1 protein-coding gene is annotated in these 1,343 nt (G+C 53.6%); it reads left to right on the forward strand.

What is annotated here, in order from left to right; all coding sequences use genetic code 11:
* Positions 1 to 123: 123 nt before the first annotated feature.
* Positions 124 to 1,326 (forward strand): IS4 family transposase, encoded by a 1,203-nt coding sequence (locus tag B6S09_RS18015; RefSeq protein WP_094279859.1) that lies wholly within the window; start codon positions 124 to 126, stop codon positions 1,324 to 1,326.
* Positions 1,327 to 1,343: the final 17 nt, after the last annotated feature.

A 1,343-nucleotide genomic window follows, 5' to 3' on the forward strand; every position in this document is an offset into this window, starting at 1 on the left:
TCTAGCGAATCCCCTCATAATTCTCTTCTGAATCAGAGAGGTAGACGCGCACCCTGCCGTTTGATCTAATGAATTTCGCCAAAAACACATTAGTTCTCAACGCCCCTATGAGGAGAATGCAGGATGCGCGATGTTCATATCCTACAAGAATTGCTGGCCCAACACTGCCCGGAAATACATAAAAAGCGGCTTAATTCACTCATGGCTGCTACTTCTGCTCTTCTGGAAGGAGATACTCTGTCTCTGACCGGGCTGGGCCGTCATATCGCCGGGAAAACCGCCACCAAACATTCCATCAAACGGATTGATCGTCTGCTGGGAAATGCGGGTCTTCATCGCGAACGATTAGCTCTATACCGCTGGCATGCAAGAAATCTGTGCGGACTCAACCCCATGCCGGTCATCCTTATCGATTGGTCTGATGTTCGTGAGCAACTCCGGCATATGACGCTCAGAGCAGCCATCGTACTCAAAGGCCGTTCCATCACGCTCTATGAGCGTGCATTTGCCTGGGAAGATTATAACTCGCCGCGCAGTCACAACCGCTTTTTGCATGAGCTGGCCAGTATCCTGCCCTCGGGGGCCACCCCTTTACTGATCACCGACGCAGGCTATCGCAATACCTGGTTTCGCGAAGTGGCTTCCTACGGCTGGTACTGGCTGGGACGAGTGCGCGGTGATGTGGCTTTTACTCCAGCTGGTCTGGAGCAGTGGCGCTCCAACAAAACCCTGTATTCCGATGCCAACCAAACACCCCGTTATATCGGGCCAGCAAAGCTGGCCAGAAAATCTCCGATTCGCTGCGACCTGTACTTGTATAAAAGCGATGCCAAGGGAAGAAAAGATCGGCGTACTGCCCGTTCAGGCAACAAGCACACTGCGCAACGAGAATATCTCAAAGGCAGCAAAGAGCCTTGGCTGCTGGCGACCAACCTTCCGTCAACGCCGTTCAGTGCGGCAAAGGTGGTGAAGCTTTATGCCAGAAGGATGCAGATAGAAGAATCATTCCGGGATCTGAAAAGTCCTCAGTACGGATTTGGTCTTCGGCACAGCCGAACACGTTGTCCACGGCGCTACGATATCCTGCTGCTCATCGCCTTGCTGGCTGAAATCATCCTGTGGTGGTTCGGTCTTGCTGCTCAGCAGGTGGGTTGGCAGCGTCACTTTCAAGCCAACACCATTCGACATAGGGCCGTGCTGTCATCAGTCCGGCTCGGTAAAGAGATCCGAAAGCGGCCACACTATCGTATCACCGAGCAGATGCTGCACTGGGCCAGACTGGAGTTAATGCGCCTGGCTCATCACGCGGGGAGCTCCGAATTATGAGGGGATCCTCCAGCGCC

This window comes from Oceanimonas baumannii (assembly GCF_002245495.1).
GTDB lineage: Bacteria > Pseudomonadota > Gammaproteobacteria > Enterobacterales > Aeromonadaceae > Oceanimonas > Oceanimonas baumannii.

Coding starts and splice junctions, on each gene's coding strand:
- B6S09_RS18015 (WP_094279859.1), top strand. CDS start 124: ATGCGCGATGTTCATATCCTACAAGAATTGCTGGCCCAACACTGCCCG.